This window comes from Bradyrhizobium sp. BRP23 (genome assembly GCF_020194135.1).
GTDB classification, from domain to species: domain Bacteria; phylum Pseudomonadota; class Alphaproteobacteria; order Rhizobiales; family Xanthobacteraceae; genus Bradyrhizobium; species Bradyrhizobium yuanmingense.
On sequence record NZ_JADYVW010000005.1, the window covers coordinates 297,614 to 320,488 of the forward strand.

Here is a 22,875-nt window from a genome sequence, read left to right on the forward strand (position 1 = left end):
TTGCGCGTCGTCGGCGGTCGTTTGAAGGGGCGCAATCTCGCCTCACCGTCTTCGCGTGACATCCGCCCGACGGCGGACCGGTTGCGCGAGTCCGTGTTCAACATCCTCGTTCACGCCTATGACGATCCGATCCAGGACGCGCGCGTGCTCGATCTCTTCGCCGGCACCGGCGCACTCGGCATAGAAGCTTCATCACGCGGCGCCAAGTTCACGCTGTTCGTGGACAACGGCGCGGAGGCGCGGGCGCTGCTGCGCAACAATGTGGAATCGCTCGGCCTCGGCGGGGTGACAAAAGTCTATCGCCGCGATGCGACCGATCTCGGCCCCGCGCATCCCGTCGAGCCGTTCTCGCTGGTGTTCCTCGATCCGCCCTATGGCAAAGGATTTGCGGAAAAGGCGCTGGCGTCCTTGCGCGACGGCGGCTGGCTCACCCCGGGCGCGCTGCTGGTGGTGGAAGAGGCGAGGGCCGCGCAGTTCGTGACGCCACAAGGTTTTGAGGAGCTGGAGCGGCGGGCCTATGACGACACGGAGTTTGTGTTCTTGCGTAGGGCGGATTAGCAAAGCGCAATCCGCCACTGTCTCTCACGGCGGAAGCTGAAGAGGTGGATTACGCCTTCGGCTAATCCACCCTACGGCACCGTCACCGCCGCCCGAACAGCTTCTCCACGTCGCTCAGCTTCAGCTCGACATAGGTCGGCCGGCCGTGATTGCACTGGCCGGAGTTCGGCGTGTCCTCCATCTCGCGGAGCAGCGCGTTCATCTCCTCCGGCCGCAGCCGGCGGCCGGCGCGCACCGAGCCGTGGCAGGCCATGGTGGCGGCGACGTGCATCAGGCGGCGTTCGAGCGGCAGCGCCTCGTCCCATTCGGCCATGTGCTCGGAAAGATCGCGCAACAGGCCGCCGGCATTGGTCTTGCCGAGCAGCGACGGCGTCTCGCGCACCGCGACCGCGCCGGGGCCGAAGGATTCGATGGCAAGGCCGAACGATGCCAGCTCCTCGCTGCGCTCCAGCAGGCGCTCCACAGTGGCCTCATCCATCTCGACGATCTCGGGGATCAGCAGGATCTGCCGCTGCACGCCGTTGGCGGCGAGCGAGGCCTTCAGCCGCTCGTAGACGATGCGCTCATGCGCGGCGTGCTGGTCGACGATGATCAGGCCGTCGCGGGTCTGCGAGACGATGTAGGTCTCGTGGATCTGCGTGCGCGCCGCGCCGAGCGGGCGGTCGACGAGATCAGCTACCGGCTGCGTCTCGATCCGAACGTCCGCGCTGGGCGCGCCGACGTCGAAGGCAGCCTGCGCACGCTCGGCGAAGGCGGGCGCGGCGGCGCCTTCGAACGACGGCATCGGCGCCACCGGGGCGGCTGGCGAGGCGCGCCAGTCCCAGCTTGCCGGACGTGGCGGCGTGAAGGCTGGGCGGAACGAGGACAGCGCGCTCTCGCCGCTATTGGCGGCGGTGCGGCGGCCCTCGCGCGCCAGCGCTTCCTTCAAGCCATGCACGATCAGCGCGCGGACGAGGCCGGCATTGCGGAAGCGCACCTCGGTCTTGGCCGGATGCACATTGGCATCGACCTCGCGCGGATCGAGCGTGACGAACAGCGCAAGCACCGGATGGCGGTCGCGCGGCAGATAGTCGGAATAGGCCGCGCGCACGGCGCCGAGAATGAGCTTGTCGCGCACCGGCCGGCCGTTGACGAAGAGATATTGGCCGAGTGCGTTGGCCTTGGTCAGCGCGGGAGCCGCAGCATAGCCGGCGACCACGACGCCCTCGCGCTCGGCATGGACCTCGATGGCGTGGCTGCGGAACTCGGCGCCGAGGATGTCGCCAAGCCGAGTCAGCCGTCCGGCCGCGCCGGGCAGCGCCGCGGTCCAGGTCACCGGTGCGCGCTCCTCGCCGGCGAGCGTGAAGGCGATGTCGGGCCGCGCCATCGCGAGGCGCCGTACCACTTCGCGGATGGCTTCCGCTTCGGTCCGGTCAGTTTTCAGAAACTTGAGCCGCGCCGGCGTCGCGTAGAAGAGGTCGCCAACCTCGACGCGCGTGCCATGCGCCAGCGCCGCCGGCATGATCCCGGACTTCTCGCCGCCCTCGACCGACAACGCCCAGGCGTGCGGCTCGCTGGCGTGCCGCGTGGTGATGGAGAGGCGCGCCACCGAGCCGATTGAGGGCAGGGCCTCGCCGCGAAACCCGAGGGTGCGGATCTGCAGCAGGTCCTCGTCGTCGAGCTTGGAGGTGGCATGGCGCTCGACGGCGAGCGCAAGGTCTTTTGCGATCATGCCGCTGCCGTCGTCGGTGATGCCGATTCGCCGCCGCCCGCCGCCGTCGGTGAAGACGTCGATGCGGCTCGCGCCGGCATCGATAGCGTTCTCGACCAGCTCCTTGACCACGCTCGCCGGACGTTCGACCACCTCGCCGGCGGCGATGCGGTTGACGACCTGTTCTGGCAGCTGGCGGACGGGCATGAGGCTCACTCGGCGAATATTCTCAAGTCTAATGCCGCGCAGCGACAAATGCATGGGTCAGGTCGAGCTTCCCACACCCGAAATGGGGGACATTTTCGGCGCGCGTCGTCCGTCGGGAATGCTTGGCATGTTCCGCGCCGCCGCATATGAGGAGCACAATTCCGCGAAAGCGCCGCGAAAACCCTAAACGATCACCACACGACGCGGCTTGCATCACACCGCGCCGTTCGAACTCTCTTCGCGATGAACCGGTCCGGTGCAGGCGAACGGTGCAGAAGGCAGCCGAACGGTTCATCGCGACATTCCAGGAGAAATGGATGAAGTTGGTGAAGACCTCTGCGATCGCTTGCGCTCTCGCGGCCCTCGTTGCAACGCCCGTTCTCGCCCAAGGCACCTCGTCTGGGACGAGGCCTGGCGGCACCGTACAAAGCAAGCCCATGCAAGGAGGCGCGTCAGGCAGCGAGGATGAGGATCTCGGTGCACAGCAGGGCGCAGCCGGCGAGAAGGTCGGCATGAAGTCGGGCAAAGGCACGAAGGGGTCCGTCGGGACCACCGGCAGCGCGACGCGCAAGGGCACCGCAGACGATGCGGCGACCGGCGGTGCTGCGGCCGGCAAGCGCTACTGACGCCAGCTCGCGAACGGCAAATCTCCGGTCGCTCGCGCGACCGGAGGTTTTTCGCATCAATCGTCGAAGCTCCGGCCGCGGCCGGCCTTGATGTCGCTGCGGCGTTTCTTGCCCTCGAGCCGGCGCTGCTTGGAGGCGAAGGTCGGCCGCGTCGCACGGCGAGGCGTCGGCCGGACCATGGCCTCCTTGAGGATCTCGACGAGACGGTCGATGGCATCCTGACGGTTGCGCTCCTGAGTGCGAAAGCGCTGAGCGTGGATCACGATCACGCCGTCCTTGGTCATGCGCTGGCCGGCAATGCGGGCAAGGCGCAGCGCCGCGTCCTCGGGCAAGGTCAGCTTGCGCGTGTCGAAGCGCAGCTGCGCGGAGGTCGCGACCTTGTTGACGTTCTGCCCGCCCGGGCCGGAGGCGCGGACAAAGCCGATCTCGATGTCGTCCTCGTCGATGACGAGATCGCGGGATATCCGCAGCATGCTGGCACCATTCGTGATGTCAGGACATACCGCGGACATCCGTCGTCAGCAATGGCGCTGCCGTGAAACGCAAATGGCCGGGATGGCCCCGGCCATTCAGGAAACGTCGAGAAAAGAGATCAGTTCGACTTCGTCGCCGGTGCAGCCGCCGGTTGCACGGCGGCCTGCGGGGCCCGGCCGACGACGACGGTCAGCAGCCCCTGGCCCCAGAGCCGCTTGGCGGCCGCCTTGGCATCGTCCAGCGTCACGGCGTCGACGATGGCGTTGCGCTTCTCGATATAGTCGATCGGCAGCTTGTCTTGCTGATATTGCAGCAGCGCCTGTGCCAGCTTGGACGAGGTGTCGAGCGCCAGCATCTGCGAGCCCTTGAGATAGGACTTGGCCTCATCGAGCTCCTTCTGCGTCGGGCCCTCCTCGGCGATGCGGCGCACCTCCTGTTCGATGGCCTCGATGGTGTCGCCGGCGCGGTCGGCGCGGGTGCCGGTATTGCCGATGAAAATCGCCGAGTGCTGCATCCAGAGCAGCGACTCGTACACCGAATAGGCCAGTCCGCGCTTCTCGCGCACCTCGCGATAGAGCCGGGACGATAGGCCGCCGCCGCCGAGGATGTGGTTGACGACGTAGGCCGCCATGAAGCTCGGATCACTCCGCTTCACGCCGGGTCCGCCGAAGGTGATCACCGTCTGCGGCACGTCGAGGGTCACGAAGGCGCGTTGCGGCGGCTTTGCAGCCTCGACGTCGGGGACTGGCGTCAGATTGGCTTTGGCGGGCAGGCTGCCGAAGGTGTGGTCGAGCAGCTTTCCGAGCGTAGCCGGATCGACGTCGCCGACGACCGCAATCTTGAGGCCATCCCTGGCGAGGACACGGCCGACATAATTCCTCAGGTCGGCAATTGTGATGGTCGGCACGCTGTCGAGGTTGCCGTTGCTCTGCCGGCTGTAGGGGTGATCGCCGAACGCGAGCTCCAGAAACTTGCGGCTCGCCAGCGAGGTCGGATTGGTGGTCTCGCGGCGCAGGCCCGAGATGACCTGCGAGCGGATGCGTTCGACGTCGGCCGTGTCGAAATGCGGCAAGGTCAGCGCCATCCTGAGCAGGTCGAAGGCCTCGTCCTTGTTGTCGCGCAGCATGCGAAGGCTGCCCCGGAGGGTGTCGCGGGTGGCGTTGAAGGACAGCTCGATGGCGCGGCGGTCGAGCCGTTCATGGAACGTCTTGGAATCGAGATCGCCTGAGCCTTCGTCGAGGAGAGAGCCGACCAGATTGGCAACGCCCGGCTTGTCCTTGGGGTCCTCCGCCGAGCCCCCGGCGAAGGAATATTCCATGGCAATCAGCGGCACGGTTGCGTCCTGCACGAACCAGGCTTCGATGCCGCCCGGCGAGATCAGGTGCTGGATCTTTGCGGCGGCCTGCGACGGCGAGACCGCAGAGAATGCGAGGACCGCGCCGGCGGCAACGGAGAATGCAATGCGGCGAACGAAGGAATAGGTCACGAGCGCTTCTCCTCGCGCTTGGCGGTTGCAGTGTCCTTGATCAGGTAGCCCGTCACCGAGCGCTTCTTCTCGAGCCATTTCTGCGCAACGGCGCGAACCTGCTCGGCGGTGACGGCGCGGATGCGATCGGGCCAGCTCCTGATGTCCTCGATCGACAGGCCGGTGGTCAGCGCGCCGCCGTACCAGCGCGCCAGCACAGCCTGGTTGTCCTGGGCGTAGATCGCTTCGGCAATGAGCTGGGTTTTGACCCGCTCCAGATCCTCGGCGCGGATCGGGTTCTGCGCGACGTTGGCGAGGACCCCGTCGACCGCCTGCTCGACCTCCGAAAAACTGACGCCGGGTTTCGGTGCAGCCGAGATCGCGAACTGGGTCGGGTCGAGCGAGATGCTCGAATAGCTGGCGCTGGCGGAGACCGCGAGCGGCTTGTCGACCACGAGGGCACGGTAGAGATAGGAATTGCTGCCGCTGCCGATCAGCTGCGCCAGCACGTCGAGGGCCGCGCTCTCGCCGGCCGCGGCCGTGGTCGCCGAGGGCACGAGATAATAGCGCCGCATGTTCGGCTGCTCGACGCGCGGGTCGGCCAGCGTGACGGTGCGCGGGGCGGCGGGCTCCGGCTCCTGCGGACGAACGCGCCGCGCCGGGATCGCGGGCTGTGCGGGGATCGAGCCGAAATTGCGCTCGACCAGCGGGCGGACTTCGGCGGCGTCGACGTCGCCGGCGATCACCAGGATCGCGTTGTTCGGCGCGTAGAAGCGACGATAGAAGGCGAGCGCATCCTCGCGATCGAGCTTCTCGATCTCCTGATGCCAGCCGATCACCGGCCGCCCGTAGGGATGGTTGAGATAGAGCGCGGCCATGATCTGCTCGTTCAACCGCGCATCCGGATTGTTGGCGACGCGCATGTTGTACTCTTCGAGCACGACGTCGCGCTCGGGCAGCACGTTCTCGTCCTTGAGGACGAGGCCCGTCATGCGGTCGGCCTCGAACTCCATCATGGTCGGCAGCTGCTCTTTCGGCACGCGCTGATAGTAGTTGGTGTAGTCGACCGAGGTCGAAGCGTTCTCGTTGCCGCCGACACGCAGCACGGTCTGGGAGAATTCGCCTGCCGGATGCTTCGCGGTGCCCTTGAACATCAGGTGCTCGAGGAAGTGCGCGAGGCCGGACTTGCCGGGCGTCTCATCGGCCGAGCCGACTTTGTACCAGATCATCTCGGTGACAACGGGGGTGCGGCGGTCCGGGATCACCACGACCTGCATGCCGTTGGCGAGCGTGAAGCTGGCGGGCGGAGCCGATGTCACCGTGGTCTGGGCAAGGGCGGCGCTGGCCGAAAGGACGCTCGTCGAAAGCAGCGCGGCAAGGAGGCAGGCAGCCGATCGGTAAGAGGACATCATGATCCCTGGTTGTGAGGTGCCGAGCCCGGATCTCCGGCTCGGAGGGCACGGCAGGCTACACCGTGCGGCTGAGGCTTCGCGTCACGAAGCAGAGAACTCAACGATTAGGCAAGTTACTGATAAGCAATTTTGAACGAGGTGGGCGGACATGCACCGCCGACCCTCGCTTCGCGTGGGTCAGAATGTCGCGACAGGACAGGAACGCTATTGTTCCTTCTCCTTGCCGGATCGGACGTCGAAATAGGTCCGCTTCGAATTATCCGGGCCGGCGCCGTAGGCGTAGTTCGGCGACGGCGTCTGATATCCCGGCGGCGGCTCCACCAGCGATTGGCGTGGCGGTTCCGACGTAAACTGCTTGGACTCGGGCCCGTTCCCTTTGAAGAGTTTCCACAGCCCTCCGGTATATCCGAGTTCGGCAGGGCTCATCGTCGGATTGGCCACGTTGGTGCCCGGCTGGACCGGGTCATTGCTCGTCCTGTCGGCGGCGGCCGTCCTATGGGCGTTCAACTCGGCGGGCGACAGCGGCTGGGCGTTCTTCCAGTACTCCGTTGCCTTGTTACCGGACTTCTTCCGCTGGGCGATGGCCTCCTTGCGGCGCTTCTCGTCGGGGTCCTTCGGCCAGTTCGGCGCAGCCGCGGCTTCGGCGGCGGCAGGCGGCGGCAGGTCGAGCTTGGGCGGCACGACCAGCGGCGAACGCTCGCGGTATTCGATGCCGGGTTTTTCCATGCTCCGGGCGCCAAGGCCGGTCATCAGGTTGTCGATGAGCTTCTCTTCGAAGGTCATGTCGTCGTCGTCGTCATCGTCGGCAGCACGGGCGCCACCGATCGACATGACGAGGCCGATGCCGAGCGCGACGGCGGCCAATTTCAGTGCCCGCCAGCCCCCCGATTGGGAGCCCCGAACCATCGAACCGCTGGTCTTCGAGCTGCGCATCACCGTACCTGTTTCATATTGTAGCAGATTGCCGCCCACACGCGGCTTGACCCTTGCAAAAGCCGGGTTCCAGCTGCCGGTCCGTATCGGCCGGGATCAGGGCGCTTTTGCGGCGGGTACCCCCAGGAAGGAATCATACAATAGCGCTGCCACCCCAGCAACGATGGCCACGTCCGCGAGGTTAAACACATACCAATTATAGGTATTTCCGGCGATCTCGATGTGGAACAGGGCGAAATCCACCACCGCGCCATAGGCCAAGCGGTCGATGCCGTTGCCGATGGCGCCGCCGATGATCAGGCCGAGCGCGACGGTCGCGAGCATGGTGTGCGAGCGGGCCATCCAGATCGCCAGCGCAACCACCGCGATCACTTTGACGGCCATCAGCGCGAGCTGCGCGGCCTGGCTGTCGTTCTGGAGCCAGCCGAAGCTGATGCCGATATTCCAGGCCAGCACCAGGTCGAAGAACGGCGTCACCCGCACCGCGCCGCGACGGGCGAGGTCGAACACGTTCAACAGCCAGAGCTTCGAGGCCTGGTCGGCCACGAGCGTGACCATGGCCGCGAGGATGCCGGCACGGAGCGGGGTCATGGCCGACCGATCAGACGCTCACCCCCAGCGCCTTCCACTCGCGCAGTGCCTTGGCATCGCGCGGGGTGACGTCGGGGTATTCGGCGTCTTCGCCGACCATCGGCGAGATCTTCCAGGAGCGGGCGCATTTGGTGCCGATCGCCCTCTCCACGACGACCGCGACGCCGGGGACGGCATCGAGGCGGAACGCCGAGGCCGGCGCCTCGCCCTCCCGCACCTCGTAGTTCGAGGTGATGCAGACTTCAGCCAGATCGATGTCGAACAAGGTTGCCAGCATGCCGCGATCGGCGACATAGATTACCGGCGATGCCTCGAGCGAGGAGCCGATGTTCTTGGCGGCGCGTTCCAGCTCGAGTGCGCCGGTGACGACGCGACGCACGTTGCGGATCGTCTCCCATTTCGCGGCGAGCTTGTCGTCGCGCAAGGCTTCGAGATCGGTCGGGAACAGCGTCAGGTGCACGGACGGTTCGGCGTCGGGCCGGTACATGCGCCACGCCTCCTCCGCAGTGAAGCTGAGGATCGGGGCCAGCCATTTCAGGATCGAAGCGCACAACAGGTCGATGGTCGTCAGCGCCGCCTTGCGCGTCAGCGACGAGGGCGGATCGCAATACAGCGTATCCTTGCGGATGTCGAAGTAGAAGGCGGAGAGCTCGCTGTTCAGGAAGGCCGACAGGATCGCGACCACGGTCTTGTAGTCGAACTCCCGGTAGGCCTTGCCGATCGCGGCGGCGCGACCTGAGAGCTCGTGCAGCATCAAGCGCTCGAGCTCGGGCATCTCGGCCGGCGCGATTGCATCGGCCGGCCTGTAATGATGCAGCGTCCCCAGCATCCAGCGCACGGTGTTGCGCAGCTTGCGATAAGTCTCGACGGTGTTCTTCAGGATCTCGGGGCCGATGCGCTGGTCGTCGGTATAGTCGCTCGACGCGACCCAGAGCCTTAAGATGTCGGCGCCAGATTCCTTGATGACGGCCTGCGGCTCGATGGTGTTGCCGAGCGACTTCGACATCTTGCGGCCGTCCTCGGCCTGGGTGAAGCCGTGGGTCAGCACGATGTCGTAAGGCGCGCGGCCACGCGTGCCGCAGCTTTCCAGCAGCGAGGAGTGGAACCAGCCGCGATGCTGGTCCGAGCCTTCCAGATACATCACCGTGTCGGCGCCGCCGTCGACCTTGCGCTTGATGCCGGCGAGCCCGGGAAACTGCACGGGATCTTCGAGCACGAAAGCGTGGGTCGAGCCGGAATCGAACCAAACGTCGAGAATGTCGTCGACCTTCTGCCAGTCCTCGTTCGCGCGGGGCCCGAGGAAGCGCTCGCGCGCGCCGGTCGCGTACCAGGCGTCGGCGCCTTCCTTCTCGAAGGCTTCACCGATGCGCGCATTGACGGCCTCGTCCTGGAGGATCTCGGCGGAGCCGTCGCCCTTCTCGCGCACGAACACGGCGATCGGCACCCCCCAGGCGCGCTGGCGCGAGATCACCCAGTCGGGGCGTGCCTCGATCATGCCGTTGATGCGGTTCTCGCCGGACGGCGGCACCCATTGCGTCACCGAGATCGCCTGCAGCGCGCGGGCGCGCAGCGTGTCGCCGCTCTTCGTCTTGCCGCCCACCGCGATGTCCTTGTCCATCGCAATGAACCATTGCGGTGTGTTGCGGAAGATTACCGGCTTCTTGGAGCGCCAGGAGTGCGGATATTGATGCTTCAGCCGGCCGCGGGCGAGCAGCATGCCTTTCTCGACGAGCGCCTTGATCACGGCCTCGTTGGCATCGCCCTTCTCGCCCTTGTCGGTGATGACGCGCTTGCCGGCAAAGCCCGGCGCATGATCGGTGTAGGCGCCATTCTCGTCGACGGTATAGGGGATGGCGGTGTTGATGCCGCGCGCGTCGAGATCGCGCGCCTCCGCCATCCAGACATCGAAGTCCTCGCGGCCATGGCCGGGCGCCGTGTGCACGAAGCCGGTGCCGGTGTCGTCGGTGACATGGTCGCCAGGCAGCAGCGGCACGATGAAGTCGTAGCCACCGCCGACGCCCTTGAGCGGATGGGCACACTCGATCGCGTCCATGGTGTCGCCGGGGACGTCGCGGACCTTCTCATAAGCCGTCACGCGCGCCTGCTTGAAGACGTCTTGCGCGAGCGCATCGGCGAGGATGAGGAGATCGCCGTTCCTGGCCCAATTGTCGGCGGGGGCGTCCGTCACCTTGTAGAGGCCATAAGCGATCTTCGGCGAGAACGAGATGGCGCGATTGCCCGGCAGCGTCCAGGGCGTGGTGGTCCAGATCACGACGCTCGCCGAGGCGAGCGCACCGTGCGCGGGCGAGGTCACCGGGAATTTCACCCAGACCGTATCGGACGTGTGGTCCTCGTACTCCACCTCGGCTTCGGCCAGCGCGGTCTTCTCAACCACGCTCCACATCACCGGCTTGGAGCCGCGATAGAGCGTGCCGTTTGCGGCAAACTTCATCAGCTCGCGCGCGATCTGGGCTTCGGCCGGATAGCTCATGGTGGCGTAGGGATGGTCCCAATCGCCGATCACGCCGAGGCGCTTGAACTCCTCGCGCTGCACGCCGAGCCAGTGCGTGGCATAGGCGCGGCACTCCTTGCGGAAATCAATCATCGCGGCGCTGTCGCGGAAGTCGGGCTTCTGCTTGCCCTTCTTGCGATAATGCTCCTCCTCGACCTTCCACTCGATCGGCAGGCCGTGGCAGTCCCAGCCCGGCACGTAGTTGGAATCGAAGCCGAGCATCTGCTGGCTCTTGGTGACGAGGTCCTTCAGGATCTTGTTCAGCGCCGTGCCGATATGGATGTTGCCGTTGGCGTAGGGCGGGCCGTCATGCAACACGAACTTGGCGCGGCCCTTCGCACTCTGGCGCAGCTTCTCGTAGAGGCCGATCTCGTACCAGCGCTTGAGGATCTCCGGCTCGCGCTGCGGCAGGCCGGCGCGCATCGGGAATTCGGTCTGCGGCAGGAACAGGGTCTTCGAATAGTCCTTGGCTTCAGACTTTTGGGACTTTTGCGGCTTTTCGGACATGAGGCTGACTGGCTCGGAAGGGCGCGGGAACGGATGGCGATGCAAAATCGCGGGTGAAACGACGAAATCCCGGTCTTGCGCCGAGCCTTCAGGCTCAGGCGGAAGCCGGGCCGCTAATCCCTATGATGCGCCGCGCAAACATGGGCTCTCCATAGCAGGGGGGCGGAGGAAGCGCAAAGGTCCGGGGGCCCGGTTTCGCCTCTCAATCGATCACGCCCAGGCGCGGAAACGCGTCCGGGGCGGCGGCGAGCATGGCGCGGGCGCGGGCGGAATCGTCGTCCATCTGGTGAATCAGGGCCTCTAGACCATCGAATTTCAGCTCATCGCGGATGAAGCCGATGAAGGCGCAGTCGAGCGCCTGCCCGTAGAGGTCGCCCTTGAAGTCGAACAGGAAGATTTCGAGCAGCGGGGCGCCATTGTCGAAGGTCGGGCGGCGGCCGAAGCTGGCCACCCCGTCCAGCCGCTCGGTGCCGCGGCCGACCCGGACCGCGTAGATGCCGTGCTTGAGGCCGCAATTGGCGTCCAGGCGGATGTTGGCGGTGGGATAGCCGAGCTCGCGGCCGCGCTTTTCGCCGTGGATGACCTCGCCGGTGATGAACCAGGGCGCGCCCAGCATGGTCGTGGCCTCGTCGAGCTGGCCCTCGGCGAGGGCGATCCGGATCGCGCTGGAGGAGACCGGCCGCTCGTCGATATCGACATGCGGCTGGACGTCGACTTCGATGCCGAGCCGGGGCGCCTCGTTGACCAGGAGGCTCGGGGAGCCGACGCGACCCTTGCCGAAATGGAAGTCGTAGCCGACCGCGATGCCGCTGACGCCGAGACGCCCGATCAGGTCGTGGTGAATGAAATCTTGCGCGCTGGTTCCGGCACGGGCCTTGTCGAAGGTCATGACCACGGCGCCGGCAAGCCCGGTACCGGCCAGAAGCCGCAGCTTGGCCCGCTCGTCCGTCAGGCGGAATTGCGGGGTGTTGGGGCTGAAGAACCGTCGCGGATGCGGCTCGAAGGTCAAGGCCAGCGCAGGCCGGCCATGCGCCCTGCCCATCTCCAGGGCAGCCGCGATGACGGCGCGATGGCCGAGATGCACGCCGTCGAAATTGCCCATGGCAACCACGGCGCCCCTCGGAATCGCGGAATCCGGCGTTGTATCGCGGATGACGGTAAAAGGCGGAGCCATCAGGGGAATTCTCGAACCGGGCAGGACCGGCCCGGACCGTGGCGCGACCGGCACCGCGAAGTCAAGCGGCGGGGCGGGCAGACATTGAACACGATTTCAAGCCTTCGGAGCTGACCGCAGTTAACGCGCTGTTTAAGGCCTTGGTGCTAGTCCTTGAGGCGTGGAACTGCCGGGCGCCGGCCTGGCAGGTCCGATCGTAATATTCCTGGGTTTGCGTTGGGGGAGTCGAGATGGCGGTTGATTTGTCGATGCCGGTTCTGGTGGTGGATGACTACAGCACCATGATCCGTATCATCCGGAATCTGCTGAAGCAGCTTGGCTTCGAGAACATCGATGATGCCAGCGACGGTTCGGCAGCGCTGAACAAGATGCGCGGCAAGAAGTACGGGCTCGTGATCTCCGACTGGAACATGGAGCCGATGACGGGCTACGACCTCCTGCGCGAAGTCCGCGCGGATCCGAACCTCGCCACCACGCCCTTCATCATGATCACCGCGGAATCGAAGACCGAGAACGTGATCGCGGCCAAGAAGGCCGGCGTGAACAACTACATCGTCAAGCCGTTCAATGCGGCGACGCTGAAGACCAAGATCGAGGCGGTCTTCCCGGACATGGCGAGCGCGTAAGGGCGCTCTTCGCCGGACAACAATTTTCCATTTGGAACGTCATGCCCGGGCTTGTCCCGGGCATCCACGTTCTTGGATGCAAAAAAAGGAAGACGTGGATGGCCGGGTCATAGGCGAGCGCAAGCGACGCCGTCCTTCGGACGGCTATGCCCGGCCATGACGGCGTCTGAGGCTTGCCCTTTGGTCTAAGTCCATTGCAGCTGCGCGCGCTCCGCCGTCACCACTTCAATTCGCGCATCAGCGCCTTCGGCGGGTGGCCGAACAGCTCCATGACCGAATTCGGGTCGAGCTGGTCGAGGCCCTCGAACTCCTCGGCATGGATGCCGCGGGTGACGAACAGGCAGTCGATGCCGAATTCGCGGGCGCCGGTTAAGTCGGTGCGGACGGAATCGCCGATCGCCAGCACCTTCTTCCGGTCGATCTGGTAGCCTTGGCGTTCGCCGGCAAGCGCCATGGCGCGCTCGTAGATCGGCCGGTGCGGCTTGCCGTAGAAGATCACCTCGCCGCCGAGCTCGCGGTAGAGCTCGGCGATGGCGCCGGCGCAGTAGATCAACCGGTCGCCGCGTTCCACCACGATGTCGGGGTTGGCGCAGACCAGCGTCAGCTTGCGCTCGCGCGCCTGCAGCATCATGCCGCGATAGTCTTCCGCCGTCTCGGTCTCGTCGTCGTAGAGGCCGGTGCAGACGATATAATCGGCTTGCTCCAGCGGCGCGGTCACCGCATCGAGGCCGCGATAGATCGAGTTGTCGCGCTCGGGGCCGAGCCAGAACATCTTGCGGCCGGGATGCTCGGCGACGTAGAGCCGGGTCAGGTCGCCTGAAGATACGATCGCGTCATAGGTCTCATCGGGGACGCCGAGCTTGCGCAATTGCCGCTGCACGGAGTCGGCAGGGCGCGGTGCGTTGGTGATCAGGATTACCGTACCGCCGCGGCTGCGATAGGTGTGCAGCGCCTCGCAGGCTTCGGGGAAGGATTCCAGCCCGTTATGGACCACGCCCCAGATATCGCTGAGCACGACCTCCACGCCGCCCACGAGCTCGCGCAGGCCTTCGGCAAAATGCAGCGCGGTCATGACGTGCGCGGCCGATCAGATGCGGCGCGCGAGCGCTGCGTTTCCGGTGATGCGTTGGGGCGGAGGCGCCGAAGAGGTCGCGCCTGAGCTGGGTGTGGCGGAGCCATTGGATCCCTGAATGTCCTGCGCCTGGTTCGGCGAGGCCCCGCCGGTAGCAGATGCCCCCTCCGGCCGCAATGGCCGGGGCGGCGCGAACAGGAACCCTTGGCCGAACCGCACGTCATAGTCGAGCAGGTCGACCACGGCGCGCTCGCCTTCGATCCGTTCGGCGATCAGGTCGATGCCGAAGCGGCCGAGCAGGTCGGAGAGGTCGGACGGGTGGATGTCGGAGGCGGAGGCCTGCTTGGGATCGAGCAGCAGCGCGGCAGGCACCTTGATGAAGCGGACCCCGCGATCGGCCAGCTCGCGCGGTTCGATGCGCAAATCCGTGACATGGTCGATGGAGAAACGGAAGCCGCGCTGGGCGAGCGCCGCGAGGTTCTCGGTCTCGGCGGGGCCGAGATTGCGGAAGGTCGACTGCTTGAACTCCAGCACCAGCGAGGGCGCCAGCGCGCGATTGGCTTCGAGGAAATCGAGACATTGCGCGAAGGTGGTGGAATTGCCCAGCGTGGACGCCGCGACGTTGCAGAACACGCCGACGTCCTTGTTGCGCACCATCAGGCGCCGCAGCACCTGCACGCAGCGCAGCATCACCATGTTGTCGATGCGCCCGATCAGGCCCGAGGCTTCCGCGATGCTGATGAACTCCTCGGCGGCGATCAGCTGGTCGCGCTCGTCGCGCAGGCGCGTCACCGCCTCGTAGAACCGCACCTTGCGCTGCGGCAGCGTGACCATCGGCTGCAGGAAGATGTCGATGCGGTTCTCGTCGACCGCATTTCGCAGCGTCGCCAGCAACTGGGTCTGGTTGCGTCCATTTGCGGTCTGAACCGGGAGGGCGGCCTGGACCTGCACCGTCGGCGGCGCCGGCCGTGGCGGGGGCTGCGGAAGCGGAGGAGGAGCGAGCGGCTTCTCCTCGAAGGGGGCAGCCAGATCGATCGGCGTTTCCGGCTCGGGCCTTGAGACCGGGGCGGGTGCGGGGGCCGGCGCGTGGCCGGCGAGCAGATCCTCATGGGCCGCCACGGTGGTGGCGAGCTGCCTGACCAATCCGCCAAGTTCGTTGATCTCGCCGATGACCGACTGGATGCGGTCGGAATTGGTCGAATTGGACGCGGCGATGCGGCTCTCGACCGCAGCCAGCCGGCGGCCGAACTCGGCCACCTGGCGGGCGAGGTCGGCGGTGCCGCGCGAGAGATCGGCGATCTGGCCGCCGACGTCGCTGCGGTCGCGCAGCCGCATCGACACCGCGTTGTAGAGGATCAGGAAGGTCAGCGCGGTCAGCGCCACGATCGCCGATTCCGTTCCGCTGATGCCAGCGACCGAATAGAGCACGAGCCCGAGCGAGGCCGCGACCAGGACCATGCAGATGGCGATGAAGATCGTCGAAATGCGAATCATGCCGCGCGTTATGCCTTTAAGAGCTGACTGCCTCACCCGGGGAAAACACGGGTCGCTCGACCTCGTCACGCCTCATGCTCCCCCAAGCTTCGATCAGCCTAACATCATTGTTGATTCGAGGGGATAGGACTGTGTCGGAGCCTATTCAGGCCCGCGCGCCCAAAGCGTTTCGTCACACGTCTGCCGGCTCAGGTGCGGAAATCAAGACGCTCTCAGCGGAAAATCATGCCGCCCTCAAGGCCAGCGCGCCGCATGCGCCCTATCGTCCCGGCGTTTTCAACCGCAGGAGATTGCCATGTCGACATCCGCCGCGCTCAAGCCAGCCGCCCCCCAACCTGATCTTGCCGCCGTCAAGCAGCGCCAGCACGGCGCCTGGTCGTCCGGCGATTATGCCGTGGTCGGCACCACCTTGCAGATCGTCGGGGAACAGCTCTGCGAGGCCATCGACCTGCGCGCCGGCAGCAAGGTGCTGGACGTCGCAGCCGGCAACGGCAATGCGACGCTGGCGGCGGCGCGGCGCTGGTGTGACGTCACATCCACCGACTACGTGCCGGCGCTGCTCAAGCGCGGGCGCGAGCGCGCCATGGCCGAACACCTCGCCGTCGAGTTCCGCGAAGCGGATGCCGAGGCGCTGCCCTTTGCGGATGCCGCCTTCGACGTCGTGCTTTCCACTTTCGGCGTGATGTTCACACCGGATCAGGACAAGGCGGCCTCCGAGCTCGCGCGGGTCTGCAGATCCGGCGGCAAGATCGGTCTCGCCAACTGGACGCCGCAAGGCTTTATCGGCCAGCTGTTCAAGACCATCGGCAAGCATTTGCCGCCGCCGGCCGGGGTGAAATCGCCCGCCATGTGGGGCACACCGGCACGGCTCGAGGAGATGTTCGGCGGCGTGGCCGCGGAGATCGCCGCCGAGCCGCGCATGTTCGTGTTCCGCTATCGTTCGCCGGACCACTGGCTCGACATCTTCAAGACCTACTACGGTCCCACGCTGAAGGCGTTTGCCGCGCTCGACGCAAGCGGCCAGGCCGCGCTGACGCGCGATCTCCTGACGCTGCTCGAAGAGTTCAACCACGCCGATGACGGCACGATCGTGGTGCACAGCGAATATCTGGAAGCCGTGATAACCAAGCGCTGATCGCGCCTGGGTGGCGGTCGGGCCAGCTTCGGCCCGACCGCCACCGATCAAAATGGCGCGGTGGCGCCGACGGTGTCGGCGGAGACGGCGTCCCGGGTGCCGAGCGGCTTCGCCCGCCCGGTGGTGGTATCGCGCAGCGTCTGCCGCTCGATCTCCGAATTCAGCTCGGCGCCAAACATGATGACGATCGCCGACATCCACATCCACGTCATCAGGCCGATCGCCGCGCCCAGCGAGCCGTAGGTTGCGTTGTAATTGGCGAATTCAGAGAGATACCAGGACAGCAGGGCGGAGCCTGCGATCCAGAGGATCGCGGCAATCACGGCGCCGAGGCTCAGCCATTGCCAGCGCGGCGCGTCGCGGCTCGGCGCGAAGCGATAGAGGATGGCGAGTGCGACCAGCAGGATGATGAACAGCAGCGGCCATCGTGCCAGCGCCACGATCAGCTTGCTTTCCGGCGCCATGCCGAGATGATTGAGCGCAAGCGGGAAGGCGACGACGGCTCCCACCATCAACAGCAGCGCCACGATGCCGCCGACGGTGAAGGCCAGCGAGACCATGTTCAGCCGGATGAAGCTGCGCTTCTCGCGTTCCTCATAGGCGACGTTGAGGGCGTCGAAGATCGCCTTGACGCCGGCATTGGCGCTCCAGATCGCAAGCAGCAGGCCGACCAGGAAGGTGACGCCGAGCGTCGCATTGCCGTTCGACACCACGCGCGCGACCTGGTCCTCGACGATCTGGAACGAGCCCTCCGGCAGCATGGTCGCAAGCGTGTGCAGATTGGCGCTGATCGTGGCGGGATCGGCGAACAGGGCATAAGAGGAGACGAGCGCGGTGACTGCGGGGAAGAGCGCGAGCAGCCCGAAGAAGACGACGCCGCCCGCCGTCGCGAGCAGGCGATCCTCGTCGATGCGTTGATAGGTCCGCCAGAAAATGTCCTTCCAGCCAGCCCAGGGGATCTCGAACGGGCTTTTCGCCCGGCGGCCGCGGCCCGGCTGCATCGCCGCACCGGCCGGGTGCGTTTCCGGGGAATTCGCTTCGCCCTTGCGGTGGTGTTGCGGAGGCCCGGGCCTCGCCAGGCCGGAATCCTGAAAGTAGCGCTCCGCGGTCAGCACGAACACGGCCGTTGCCGCCACCAGCAGCCAGGAGTCGATCTGTTCGGGGCGCCGCGCCAACATCACGCCTCCAGACTATGCCTGTTGCGTCGCCGCCGGGCGGCCGTCAGCCCGACCAGGCCGACCGCCGCGAGCATCAGGCCGAGCTGCACGGGACGGTTGGCGCGAGCCGGCCAGGTCTTGATGCCGCCGCGCTCGCCCGGTGCGAGCGGCGCGAGGGGAATCGTCGTTGCGACCTCCTTCACCGCCTCCTTGACCGTTCCACGCGGGATCCGGGGCGTGGCGACCGCCACGCGCAGACGGCTCGCGAGCGGCACGACCGGCTTGGCCTTGCGTTGCATCTGGGCCATGGCCACCCCGGCACAGACCGCAGCCAGCACCAGCAGCACTGCGGCGACGGCGCCAAATCCCCAGAACTGCCCGTAAGTGATCCCGACCCAGCGGTACAGGGCGATCAGTCCGACGAAGAATGCCGCGACAACGAACAGGCCGGCGACCGCGAACAGCCCGCCGGCCACCGCGTAGGATGTCACCTTGCCTGTGGCCTGGCTGGTCTGGTCACGCAGATAGGATTGAGCAGCGCGTTTGACGTGATTGAGCTTGAGCGCCATCCCGGCGCGCAGCAATTCGCCCGATGGCGCGAGCATGCGGACATCCTCCCAAGACGAGAAAATTCATCGGGGGATGAACGTGGCGATATTTGACTTGTTCCGACGGAGCGTGATCGGCCGCGATGAATCAGCCGAGATCGGCGGCCGCGATCCAGAACACCTCGCCCTCGGAATCTTCGGTGTCCAGCCAGAGCAGCGGCAGTTCCGGAAAGGCCTCGTCGACCAGCTCGCGGCCGCGGCCGATCTCGCAAATCAGCCCGCCATCCGCCGTCAGGTGGTCGGGCGCATCGCGTAGGATCCGGCGCACCACGTCGAGACCGTCGGCGCCACCATCGAAGGCGAGCTTCGGCTCGGCCCGGCACTCCGGCGGCAATGCCGCCATGCCCTCGGCGTCGACGTAGGGCGGGTTGGTGATGATCAGGTCGTATCTGTTGCCGCCGAGAGGGGCGAACAGATCGCCGCGATACAGGCTGATGCGGTCCTCGAGCCCGTATTCGCCGACATTGCGCGCAGCGACCTCGAGCGCGCCCTTGGAGATGTCGACGGCGTCGATGGTGGCGTTCGGGAAATGATGCGCGGCGAGGATCGCAAGGCATCCCGAGCCCGTGCAGAGATCGAGCACGCGCTCGACCGCCGTCGGGTCGTCGATCAGCGATCCGGCCTCGCCGTGGGCGCCGAAATGCGACTCCAGGAGCTCGCCGATGAAGGAGCGCGGAACGATGACGCGCTCGTCGACATAGAAGGGCAGGCCGCGCATGTAGATCTTGTTGACGAGATAGGCGGCCGGTTTGCGCGTCGTGACGCGCTGATGGATGAGGTCAAGGAGGGTCTTGCCTTCCGCGGCGCTGACGCGCGCGTTGGCGAAGATCTCGAACTGGTCGGGATTGAGATGCAGCGCCTCGCAGATCAGGAACGCGGCTTCCGCGACGGGGTCGGTCGTGCCATGAGCAAAGGAAAGCTTGGCCTCGACGAAGCGGCTCACCGCATAGCGGACGAAGTCGAGCAGCGTGAGAAGCTCGCCGGGTCCCACCTTCGCGAGGTTAGGCGCGGCGCGGCCGCGCGCGGTCTTTTTCGTTGGCTTGGCCATCAGGATTTGGTCCAGCGTGCGGCGGCTTCGTCGTCACGGGCATGGGCCTCGACCCAGCCGGTGCCGGTGGCGCTCTCTTCCTTCTTCCAGAACGGCGCGCTGGTCTTCAGATAGTCCATCAGGAACTCGGCGGCCTGGAACGCCGCCTGTCGGTGCTGCGAGGCGGTCACCACCAGCACGATGTTCTGGCCCGGCATCAGGCGGCCGACGCGGTGGATCACCGTGATGCCGTTGAGCGGCCAGCGCGAGACGGCCTCGTCGGCGTGGCGCCTGATCTCTTCCTCCGCCATGCCGGGGTAATGTTCGAGCGTCAGCGCGGCGACCGTGGCGCTGTCCTCGTCGGCGCGGCAGATGCCGGAAAATGTCACCACAGCGCCGATATCGGTCCGGCTGCTCGTCAGGACCGAGATCTCGCGCGCGATGTCGAAATCGTCTTCCTGGATACGGATGGTGACGGGGCAGGTCATGAGGCTAGCCGCCGGTCATGGGCGGGAAGAACGCGATCTCGCGGGCGCCTGCGATGGCGGCGTCCTGCTTGACGTGAGCGCGGTCGATCGCGGCGCGGATCACCTTCGGCTTCTCGAACGCGTACGCATAGGCTTCGCTTTGGCCGGAGAGCCAGGCGATCAACTCCTCGACGGTGCGCACGCTCGCGGGAGGCTCGATCGTCTCTTCGGCCTTGCCGACGCGCTCGCGCACCCAGGCGAAATACTTCACCTTCATCCCTCGTCCTCCTTGATGAGGTGATGGATGCCGGCGCGGAAATAGTCGTAGCCGGTGTACATGGTGAGGATCGCCGAAGCCCACAGCAGCGCGAGGCCAATCATCGAGACCACCGGCACCACCTGATCGCCGGCTGGGCCGGCGATCAGGAAGCCGATCGCAACCAGCTGGACCGTGGTCTTCCACTTCGCAAGCTTGGTCACGGGCACGCTGACACGGAGCGCAGCCAGATATTCGCGCAGGCCCGAGACCAGGATCTCGCGGCACAGGATCACGATGGCGGCCCATAGCGACCAGCCGTGAATGATGCCGTCCGCGGCCAGCATCAACAGGCAGGAGGCGACCAGTAGCTTGTCGGCGATCGGATCGAGCATGCGGCCGAAAGCCGATTGCTGATTCCAGATCCGCGCGTAATAGCCATCGAGGTAATCCGTCACCCCCGCGGCGATGAAAAGGGCGACCGCGAGCCAGCGCAGCCAGAGCGGCTGATCCAGAATCGACTGCGCATAGATGCATCCGACCACGACCGGGATCGCGGCGATCCGGCCATAGGTCAGGATGTTGGGGAGGGACATCGCGCGGCTGGTCGTCCCTCGTGTGGTGGCGATGTTCATCCGTCCTACCAATACCGCTGCTGCCTGAACGTCAACCGTCCCGCGCCCCAAATGAGGTGCGGACACGACGATCATATGACTGCGGTCCCCCTTTAGTTCATCCCGGTTGGGGATGGAAATATTCGAAAATCCTGCGCGCGCTCTCAGCGCTCACCCCCGGAACCTTGCCGAGATCGGCGATCGAGGCCCGTTCGATCTCCTTCAGGGTTCCGAAATGGTGCAGCAAGGCACGTTTGCGTGACGGGCCGATGCCCGGAATCTCCTGCAAACCAGCCTCGCGGATGTCCTTCTTGCGCAGCTTGCGGTGCGAGCCGATGACGAAGCGGTGGGCTTCGTCACGCAGCCGCTGGATGAAATAGAGCACGGGATCACGCGGCTCCAGCTTGATCGCCTCGCGCTCCGGCATGAACAGGGTCTCGCGGCCGGCATCCCGGTCCGGTCCCTTGGCGACCGACATCAGCGAGACCTGGGTCAGGCCGAGATTGGCGAAGATCTCGCGCACGGCGTTGAGCTGGCCGCGGCCGCCGTCGATGATCACGAGGTCGGGCCATTGCGGGAAATCGTCGTCCTTGGCCTTGTTGCCTTCCTTGGCGGCATCCTCGGGCGGATTGATCAGGCGCTTGAAGCGGCGCTCCAGCACCTCGCGCATCATGGCGAAGTCGTCGCCGGGCGTGATCCCTTCCGACTTGATGTTGAACTTGCGGTACTGGTTCTTCACGAAGCCATCGGGACCGGCGACGATCATGGCACCGACCGCGTTGGTGCCCTGGATGTGGCTGTTGTCGTAGACCTCGATGCGCTTGGGCACGTGCGGCAGGCTCAGCGTCGCGGCCATGGCCTCGAGCAGCCGGCTTTGCGTCGCGGTGTCCGCGAGCTTGCGGCCGAGCGCCTCGCGCGCATTGGTCAGCGCGTGGGTGACCAGCTCCTTCTTCTCGCCGCGCTTGGGCGCGGTGACCTCGACCTTGTGGCCAGCCTTGATCGATAGCGCGTTGGCGAGCAGCTCGCTCTCCTCGATATCGTGCGAGAGCAGGATGTTCCTCGGCGGCGGCTTGTCGTCGTAGAACTGCGCCAGGAAGGACCCCAGCACCTCCTCCGGCGTAAAGCTCTTCTCCGCGCGCGGAAAATAGGCGCGGTTGCCCCAGTTCTGGCCGGTGCGGAAGAAGAACACCTCGACGCAGGAGAAGCCGCCCTCCTGGTGGATGGCGAACACGTCGGCTTCCTCCACCGTGCGCGGATTGATGCCCTGCTGCGACTGGATCGCCGACAGCGCGGCGAGGCGGTCGCGGTACAGTGCGGCGCGCTCGAATTCCAGCTCGTTCGAGGCCTTCTCCATCTCGCCGGCGAGCTCCTGCTTCACCGCATGGCTCTTGCCGGAGAGGAAATCGCTGGCCTCGCGCACCAGCGTCGAATAGCCGCCGAAATCGATCTCCCGGGTGCAGGGTCCGGCGCAGCGGCGGATCTGGTGGAGCAGGCAGGGCCGGGTGCGGCTCTCGAAGAAGGAATCGGTGCAGGAGCGGATCAAGAACGCGCGCTGCAGCGCCGTGATGGTGCGGTTGACCGCGCCGGCGGAGGCAAACGGGCCGAAATAGCGCCCGGGCCGGGTCTGCGCACCGCGATGTTTCAGGATCTGCGGCGCCCAATGGTCGCCGGTGATCAGGATGTAGGGGAACGACTTGTCGTCGCGAAGCTGCACGTTGAAGCGCGGCCGCAGCTGTTTGATCAGGTTGGCTTCCAGCAGCAGCGCCTCGGTCTCGGTCGTGGTCGAGACGATCTCCACCGTGACGGTGGCCGCGATCATGCGCAGGATGCGGGCCGGCAGCGGCGCACTCTGGCGCGCATAACTGGACAGGCGCTTTTTGACGTTCTTGGCCTTGCCGACATAGAGCACGTCGGCGTTCGCATTGAGCATACGATAGACGCCGGGCGAGGTCGGTGCGAGGCGGACCGCGCGCTCGATCGCCTCGTGACCGGTCGCGAGCGGGCCTTCGCCGACGGCGCCGCTCTCTTCCAGGATGTCCGGCAGCAGGGCATCGTCCTCGTCATCGCCCCCTACCGCCGCGGGATCTACGTCCGGCCCGGCCAGCCGCTCGGGCGGCGTGTCGCTCGCAGCCGGCGGCGCCTTGCGCGCGCGGTCGTCCGGATTGTCGGGGGAATCGTGAACCATGGGACGAATTTAGGCGCTGGGGGGACTGATTTGAAGTTCCTGCCATGCGGCACGCACAGAGGATGGCGGGCAGCTCCCGGTAACG

At 66.1% G+C, this 22,875-nt stretch carries 21 protein-coding genes; 4 read left to right on the plus strand and 17 right to left on the minus strand.

The genetic code is table 11. The annotated features are described in order from the left end of the window. Window positions 1–558, plus strand: coding sequence for a 16S rRNA (guanine(966)-N(2))-methyltransferase RsmD (gene rsmD, locus I6F24_RS16340; RefSeq protein ID WP_036027091.1), 558 nt, complete (start codon window positions 1–3; stop codon window positions 556–558). A gap of 82 nt (window positions 559–640) precedes the next feature. Here the strand turns inward: rsmD and mutL are convergent, their stop codons facing one another. Next, window positions 641–2,455, minus strand: a complete 1,815-nt coding sequence (gene mutL, locus I6F24_RS16345) for a DNA mismatch repair endonuclease MutL (protein WP_074448042.1) — start codon at window positions 2,453–2,455, stop codon at window positions 641–643. 317 nt (window positions 2,456–2,772) lie between these two features. On the opposite strand from mutL, the gene I6F24_RS16350 reads away from it, so the two are divergent. Then, complete coding sequence (locus I6F24_RS16350; protein WP_036027161.1) at window positions 2,773–3,081, plus strand: hypothetical protein; 309 nt, start codon at window positions 2,773–2,775, stop codon at window positions 3,079–3,081. Between the two features lie 56 nt (window positions 3,082–3,137). On the opposite strand, the gene arfB is transcribed toward I6F24_RS16350, so the two are convergent. The 7 genes from arfB to I6F24_RS16385 form a co-directional block, all read right to left on the minus strand. Then, entirely contained in the window at window positions 3,138–3,554 is a 417-nt protein-coding gene (gene arfB / locus I6F24_RS16355; RefSeq protein ID WP_027575820.1) for an alternative ribosome rescue aminoacyl-tRNA hydrolase ArfB, read from the minus strand. Between the two features lie 119 nt (window positions 3,555–3,673). After that, the gene (locus I6F24_RS16360) at window positions 3,674–5,041 is read right to left on the minus strand and encodes a pitrilysin family protein (protein ID WP_036027095.1); all 1,368 of its coding nucleotides are present in this window, start codon (window positions 5,039–5,041) and stop codon (window positions 3,674–3,676) included. Further along, window positions 5,038–6,429, minus strand: a complete 1,392-nt coding sequence (locus I6F24_RS16365; protein WP_036027162.1) for a pitrilysin family protein — start codon at window positions 6,427–6,429, stop codon at window positions 5,038–5,040. Before I6F24_RS16365 ends, I6F24_RS16360 begins: the two co-directional genes overlap by 4 nt. Before the next feature lie 207 nt (window positions 6,430–6,636). Further along, window positions 6,637–7,365, minus strand: coding sequence for a hypothetical protein (locus I6F24_RS16370; protein ID WP_036027096.1), 729 nt, complete (start codon window positions 7,363–7,365; stop codon window positions 6,637–6,639). Between the two features lie 96 nt (window positions 7,366–7,461). Then, window positions 7,462–7,956, minus strand: coding sequence for a signal peptidase II (lspA, locus tag I6F24_RS16375; protein WP_036027098.1), 495 nt, complete (start codon window positions 7,954–7,956; stop codon window positions 7,462–7,464). A gap of 10 nt (window positions 7,957–7,966) precedes the next feature. Further along, window positions 7,967–10,975 carry an isoleucine--tRNA ligase gene (gene ileS, locus I6F24_RS16380; RefSeq protein ID WP_225150995.1) on the minus strand — a complete coding sequence of 1,003 codons (3,009 nt, stop codon included), beginning with the start codon at window positions 10,973–10,975 and terminating at the stop codon, window positions 7,967–7,969. A gap of 202 nt (window positions 10,976–11,177) precedes the next feature. After that, on the minus strand, window positions 11,178–12,149 hold the full coding sequence (locus tag I6F24_RS16385; RefSeq protein WP_036009264.1) for a bifunctional riboflavin kinase/FAD synthetase: 972 nt from the start codon (window positions 12,147–12,149) through the stop codon (window positions 11,178–11,180). Between the two features lie 230 nt (window positions 12,150–12,379). Between I6F24_RS16385 and I6F24_RS16390 the strand changes: the two genes are divergently transcribed. Then, the gene (locus I6F24_RS16390; protein ID WP_008567674.1) at window positions 12,380–12,775 is read left to right on the plus strand and encodes a response regulator; all 396 of its coding nucleotides are present in this window, start codon (window positions 12,380–12,382) and stop codon (window positions 12,773–12,775) included. 217 nt (window positions 12,776–12,992) lie between these two features. Here the strand turns inward: I6F24_RS16390 and I6F24_RS16395 are convergent, their stop codons facing one another. Together I6F24_RS16395 and I6F24_RS16400 are read right to left on the minus strand one after the other, a co-directional pair. Beyond that, window positions 12,993–13,847, minus strand: a complete 855-nt coding sequence (locus I6F24_RS16395; protein WP_036009268.1) for a TIGR01459 family HAD-type hydrolase — start codon at window positions 13,845–13,847, stop codon at window positions 12,993–12,995. A 15-nt stretch (window positions 13,848–13,862) separates the two neighbouring features. Next, on the minus strand, window positions 13,863–15,341 hold the full coding sequence (locus I6F24_RS16400; protein ID WP_225133890.1) for an EAL domain-containing protein: 1,479 nt from the start codon (window positions 15,339–15,341) through the stop codon (window positions 13,863–13,865). A gap of 295 nt (window positions 15,342–15,636) precedes the next feature. On the opposite strand from I6F24_RS16400, the gene I6F24_RS16405 reads away from it, so the two are divergent. Further along, window positions 15,637–16,476, plus strand: coding sequence for a class I SAM-dependent methyltransferase (locus I6F24_RS16405; RefSeq protein WP_225147363.1), 840 nt, complete (start codon window positions 15,637–15,639; stop codon window positions 16,474–16,476). A gap of 47 nt (window positions 16,477–16,523) precedes the next feature. On the opposite strand, the gene I6F24_RS16410 is transcribed toward I6F24_RS16405, so the two are convergent. The 7 genes from I6F24_RS16410 to uvrC form a co-directional block, all read right to left on the minus strand. After that, window positions 16,524–17,654 (minus strand): YihY/virulence factor BrkB family protein, encoded by a 1,131-nt coding sequence (locus I6F24_RS16410; RefSeq protein ID WP_036027106.1) that lies wholly within the window; start codon window positions 17,652–17,654, stop codon window positions 16,524–16,526. Continuing rightward, complete coding sequence (locus tag I6F24_RS16415) at window positions 17,654–18,238, minus strand: phage holin family protein (RefSeq protein WP_225150997.1); 585 nt, start codon at window positions 18,236–18,238, stop codon at window positions 17,654–17,656. The genes I6F24_RS16410 and I6F24_RS16415 overlap by 1 nt, the downstream gene beginning before the upstream one ends. A gap of 91 nt (window positions 18,239–18,329) precedes the next feature. After that, on the minus strand, window positions 18,330–19,289 hold the full coding sequence (gene prmB, locus I6F24_RS16420; protein ID WP_225150999.1) for a 50S ribosomal protein L3 N(5)-glutamine methyltransferase: 960 nt from the start codon (window positions 19,287–19,289) through the stop codon (window positions 18,330–18,332). Then, window positions 19,289–19,756, minus strand: a complete 468-nt coding sequence (locus I6F24_RS16425; RefSeq protein ID WP_036027112.1) for a molybdenum cofactor biosynthesis protein MoaE — start codon at window positions 19,754–19,756, stop codon at window positions 19,289–19,291. The genes prmB and I6F24_RS16425 overlap by 1 nt, the downstream gene beginning before the upstream one ends. A 4-nt stretch (window positions 19,757–19,760) precedes the next feature. Continuing rightward, window positions 19,761–20,012: a molybdopterin converting factor subunit 1 gene (gene moaD, locus I6F24_RS16430; RefSeq protein WP_036009285.1), complete on the minus strand. Its 252-nt coding sequence runs from the start codon at window positions 20,010–20,012 to the stop codon at window positions 19,761–19,763. Next, window positions 20,009–20,626: a CDP-diacylglycerol--glycerol-3-phosphate 3-phosphatidyltransferase gene (gene pgsA / locus I6F24_RS16435; RefSeq protein ID WP_036009286.1), complete on the minus strand. Its 618-nt coding sequence runs from the start codon at window positions 20,624–20,626 to the stop codon at window positions 20,009–20,011. The genes moaD and pgsA overlap by 4 nt, the downstream gene beginning before the upstream one ends. A gap of 97 nt (window positions 20,627–20,723) precedes the next feature. Further along, a complete protein-coding gene (gene uvrC, locus I6F24_RS16440; RefSeq protein WP_225147364.1) occupies window positions 20,724–22,790 on the minus strand; it encodes an excinuclease ABC subunit UvrC in 2,067 nt (688 codons plus the stop codon). Window positions 22,791–22,875 lie beyond the last annotated feature (85 nt).